The organism is Streptomyces sp. SBT349 (assembly GCF_001083795.1).
Classification (GTDB): domain Bacteria; phylum Actinomycetota; class Actinomycetes; order Streptomycetales; family Streptomycetaceae; genus Streptomyces.
In genome coordinates this window covers 1-4,574 of sequence record NZ_LAVK01000476.1, presented here as the reverse complement: position 1 = coordinate 4,574, position 4,574 = coordinate 1, and the positions used below count along the sequence as shown (strand labels likewise).

5 protein-coding genes are annotated in these 4,574 nt (G+C 71.0%); all 5 read right to left on the bottom strand.

The genetic code is table 11. The features are described from left to right. Nucleotides 1–2,326: nitrate- and nitrite sensing domain-containing protein (locus tag ADY01_RS33125; protein ID WP_053171473.1), on the bottom strand; the 2,326-nt coding region annotated here is incomplete at its 3' end. Between the two features lie 301 nt (nucleotides 2,327–2,627). After that, complete coding sequence (locus tag ADY01_RS33120; protein ID WP_078900818.1) at nucleotides 2,628–3,221, bottom strand: GTP-binding protein; 594 nt, start codon at nucleotides 3,219–3,221, stop codon at nucleotides 2,628–2,630. Then, complete coding sequence (locus ADY01_RS33115; protein ID WP_049580452.1) at nucleotides 3,202–3,615, bottom strand: DUF742 domain-containing protein; 414 nt, start codon at nucleotides 3,613–3,615, stop codon at nucleotides 3,202–3,204. Before ADY01_RS33115 ends, ADY01_RS33120 begins: the two co-directional genes overlap by 20 nt. Before the next feature lie 67 nt (nucleotides 3,616–3,682). After that, nucleotides 3,683–4,096 carry a roadblock/LC7 domain-containing protein gene (locus ADY01_RS33110; protein WP_049580451.1) on the bottom strand — a complete coding sequence of 138 codons (414 nt, stop codon included), beginning with the start codon at nucleotides 4,094–4,096 and terminating at the stop codon, nucleotides 3,683–3,685. 19 nt (nucleotides 4,097–4,115) lie between these two features. Beyond that, nucleotides 4,116–4,502 (bottom strand): hypothetical protein, encoded by a 387-nt coding sequence (locus tag ADY01_RS41675; protein WP_049580450.1) that lies wholly within the window; start codon nucleotides 4,500–4,502, stop codon nucleotides 4,116–4,118. Between the last annotated feature and the right edge of the window lie 72 nt (nucleotides 4,503–4,574).

The window sequence follows — 4,574 nt, the reverse complement described above, 5'->3', positions numbered from 1 at the left end:
GCGGCGGCGTGCGGGACGCGCGGCGGGCGGCGGACGTGGCGACGGCCGTGGCCGCCGCCCGGACGCTGCGGCTGGCCGGGGTCGCCGGGTCCGAGAGCGCGGTCCCGGACCTCGACCCGGAGTCGTCGAAGCCGTACTCGGCGGCCGAACGGGCGTCCGTCGCGGGCACCGGGCCCTGGCCCGGCCCGGGAGCCACACCCCTCGGATCCTCGGGGACGATCCGGGAGACGGTGAACTCGTCCTCCGGGTGCCGCGCGGGCGCGCCGCCGCCCTGGGCGATCGCGGCCGGGAGCATCACCAGCGAGGTGGTGCCCGTCTGCTCGCCCGAGGGCCGCAGCTGAACGCGGATGCCGTGCCGTTCGGCGAGCCGGCCGACCACGTACAGGCCCATGCGCCGGGAGATCGCCGCGTCGACGGCGGGCGGGTCGGCCAGCCGCTTGTTGATCTCCGCGAAGTCCTCCTGGTTGAGCCCGATCCCCTTGTCGTGGATCTCGATCATGACCCGGCCGTCGGGCAGCTGGGTGGCCATGACCTTGACCTTGGTGTGCGGGGAGGAGAACGACGTGGCGTTCTCCAGCAGCTCGGCCAGCAGGTGCACCAGGTCGTTGACCACCGCGCCGTGGATCTCGGTCTCCGGGACGCCGGCGAGCTCGATGCGCGCGTACGCCTCGACCTCGGAGGCGGCGGCGCGCATCACGTCCACGAGCGCCACCTCCTGGTTCCACCGGTGCTCGGGCTCCTGGCCCGCGAGGACCAGCAGGTTCTCGCCGTTGCGGCGCATGCGGGTGGCCAGGTGGTCCAGCTTGAAGAGGCTCTCCAGCTGCTCGGGGTCGGCCTCGTTGTTCTCCAGCTCGCTGATCAGGGCGAGCTGGCGCTCGATGAGGCCCTGGTTGCGGGCGGAGAGGTTGGTGAAGATGGCGTTGACGTTGCCCCGCAGCAGGGCCTGTTCCGCGGCGAGGCGCACGGCCTCGCGGTGGACCTGGTCGAACGCCCGTGCCACCTCGCCGATCTCGTCCTGCGTGTGGACCGGCGTCGGGGCCACGCGGGTGTCCACGTCGCCCGGGTCGGTGCGGGAGAGCTGGTCGACCAGCGCGGGCAGCCGCTGCTCGGCCACCACGAAGGCGGCGCCGCGCAGGCGGCGCATGTTGTGGCTCATCGACCTGGCCATCAGCCCGGCCAGGATGAACGCCAGCAGCAGCGCGGCCAGGACGGCGATCCCGTTGAGGATCATGGCCCCCCGCGCCGACGAGGCGATCTCCTGCGCCTCGGTCACGGTGGTGTCCACCAGCTCGCGCTCGACGGTGCGGTACGCGTCGAACTCTGCGGTCGCCGCCCGGAACCAGCTCTCCTCGGTGACGCCCTGCCCGCGCAGCTCCTCGGCGGAGCCGCCGGAGGCGATCAGCCCGACCATCTCGTCCAGCGAGGGGGCGTCGGGCGCGTCCGCCGCGACCTCGGCGGCGTTCTCGCTCATCGCGCCGGCCAGCCGCCCGGAGTTCTCGGGGGTGCCCGCCGCGGCGAACTCGGCCTTCGCGATGTTCTCCAGGTAGGCGTAGCTGCCGAACGCGGTCAGCTGGAGAGCGGTCGTCTCCGGGCCGGGTCCCGGCGCGACGAGGAGGTGGGTGCCGATGGAGCGCTGGAGCGAACTGGCGGCCTTGGAGAGCGAGACGGCGTAGACGGTGCGGCCGTAGGAGGTGATGTTGTCGGTGCCGAGGCCGATCTCGTTGGCCAGCGACATCAGCGGGTGCTGGACCTGGACGTACCCCTCCTCGGTCTCCACCGCGGGCAGCTCGTCGGTGTACGCGCGCTCCCGCAGCGGTCCGAGCAGCTGCTCGACCGCCGCCACGTCCTCCAGGCGGCGACTGAGGTTCTCGGTGCGCGGGGTGTCCTCGAGCCGCGCGTGGAACTCCCGGCCCGCGTCGTCGGTGCGCTGCCGGGCCTCGGCGACCTCGGGGGCGTTCCGGTCGCCCCTGAGCAACGGGCCCGCGGTGATGTCCCGTTCGTCGATGAGGGCGTGCGCGTAGGCGGTGGAGGCGCGCACCAGCTCGGCCACGCGCTCGGCGTCGTCCGCCTCGTGCCAGGTGTCGTAGGCGTCGTAGACGCGGAAGCCGCCCAGGACCAGGGCGACGAGGACGGGCGTCAGAAGGATCGCGTAGAGCTTGGTCGCCACCCGCCAGTTGCGCGGGGCGAACCGGGAGCCGGTGGAGGCGGGCAGGGCGTCGCCTCCGGTCGGCAGACCGGCCGTCGGCGGGGTGACACGCGCCCGGCCGGCGGGCGTGGAGTCACCTGGCTCGCCGCGGGGGGTGGGGGTCGCGCTGCTGCGCCTCACTGGGCTCTCACCTCTCGGCATCGGCACACGGTCGCTGCTGTATGACACGACTGCGGAGTTGTGTGGATTCCAGCACGTCGGGAGACGACTTTCCAATCCCCCGGACCGCCCCGATTCCCTTCGCCGACAGGAGCGTTAAATCGGGCATTACGGCTGAGCGAGACAAAAGAGCGGCACGATGTGCGCGGAGAGAGACGAATCGCTCGCCAGGCGTGCTGATTCCGTGCGCCATCTCCTTTGAATTGTTATGACCCTTGGGAGAAGACGTGTCTAAGAACACAGCGACGCTGATGCCGGCGGATCAGTGGAGGCGGGCGAGCAGGGCGTGCTCGACGAGGGTGATCAGCGCGCTCTTGGCCTCCTGCCGGTGGCGGGCGTCGGTGATGATGATCGGGACATCCGGGCCGATCTGCAACGCCTCACGCACCTCCTCCGGCGCATAGGGCTGGTGGCCGTCGAAGCCGTTGAGGGCGATCACGAACGGCAGGCCGCTGTTCTCGAAGTAGTCCACCGCGGGGAAACAGTCGGAAAGACGCCGGGTGTCGACCAGGACGACAGCACCGATGGCACCTCGGACCAAGTCGTCCCACATGAACCAGAAACGGTCCTGCCCCGGCGTACCGAACAGGTACAGGATCAGGTCCTGGTCCAGCGTGATCCGGCCGAAGTCCATCGCCACCGTCGTGGTGGTCTTCCCCGCCGTGTGCGTGAGGTCGTCGATCCCCGCCGAGGCCGACGTCATCACCGCCTCCGTCCGCAGCGGATTGATCTCCGACACCGCCCCCACGAACGTGGTCTTCCCCACGCCGAACCCACCCGCGATCACGATCTTCGCGGACGTGGTCGAGGACGAGGGCGCCGCACGCCCCGCGGCGCTAGAGCTTCCGAAGTCCACTGAGCACCCTTTCGAGCAGTGTCACATCTGGCTGGCCACCCGGTTCCGCGTCGCTGCCCGGCTGGTGAATGGCGACAAGCCCGGCCTCGGCGAGATCGGCCACCAGAATGCGGGCCACCCCCAGCGGCATCCCCAGCAGGGCCGACACCTCGGCGACGGACTTGACCTCGAGGCACAGGTGGCAGATCCGCTGGTGCTCCGGCAGCAGGCCCTGGAGCTGAACGGGCTCCGCCGTGGTGCTGACCAGCGCCTCGATCGCCAGCTGGTACCGCGGCCTGGTCCGGCCACCGGTCATCGCGTACGGACGCACCAGAGGCTGGTCGCCCTCGTCGTCGAACGAGCCGTAGCGATGTTGAGCACCGTACGAGCCCTGCGAGGGTGGCGGGGTGATCATAGCTCCTCCGAGCGGGACATGAGGTCGATGAGGCGAGTGGTGGTGCTCATGTGGGGGGAGCCGGGGGTCAGTTGAGAAGGCTTCCTTGGAGCTCGGCGCGCAGATCGGGGGTCAATACCGTACCGGCGCGGTCCACCAGCAGTGCCATCTCATAACCCACCAGGCCGATATCGGCCTCGGGATGCGCCAACACCGCCAACGACGAACCGTCCGAGATCGACATGATGAAGAGAAACCCCCGCTCCATCTCCACCACCGTCTGATTCACCGCACCACCCTCGAAGATCCGCGACGCACCAGCCGTCAACGACGTCAAACCCGACGCCACCGCCGCCAACTGATCCGCACGATCCCGCGGGAACCCCTCGGACATCGCCAGAAGCAGACCATCAGCGGACACCACCACCGTGTGCGACACCCCCGGAGTGCTGTCCACAAAGCTGGTGATCAACCAGTTCAGGTTCTGCGCCGCCTGGCTCATCGGGCTCACACTAACGCTCCTACTGCTGGTACGTGGGGCCATGGCCCCGGTCCGTGTGGCCGGCCGAGGTGCCGGCCTGGCGCCCCTGCTGAATGCCGCGCCTGAGGTTGGTCAGCCGGCCGCGGACGTCGTCAGGGCGGCGCGAGACCGACGGGCCCGAGGGCACCGCCTGCTGCTCCGACTGCGCCGCTCCGGCGACCAGGTTGGCGCGCGGCACCCGCCGGGGCAGCCCCGAGGTGGTGACGCCACCGGCGCTGGGCTGCCGCAGCTGCTCGGCCTGCCGCCAGCGCTCGTCGTTGGGGGACGGGCGCCAGGGCGCTCCCGTCTGCTCGCCGGTCCCCGGCTGCGCGGCAGCGCGGCCCGGCTGCGGGCGCCCGGCGGCGTGGCGCGGCGCACGCCGAACCACGTCGACTCCATCTCCTCGAAGATCGGGGTGCGTTCCGGCATGGAGGCCGGGGCGTCCATGGGCAGCGGGTCG

Excerpts from the sequence above, each read along its gene's own strand:
- ADY01_RS33115 (WP_049580452.1), bottom strand. The coding sequence starts at position 3,615 with ATGATCACCCCGCCACCCTCGCAGGGCTCGTACGGTGCTCAACATCGC.
- ADY01_RS33110 (WP_049580451.1), bottom strand. The coding sequence starts at position 4,096 with ATGAGCCAGGCGGCGCAGAACCTGAACTGGTTGATCACCAGCTTTGTG.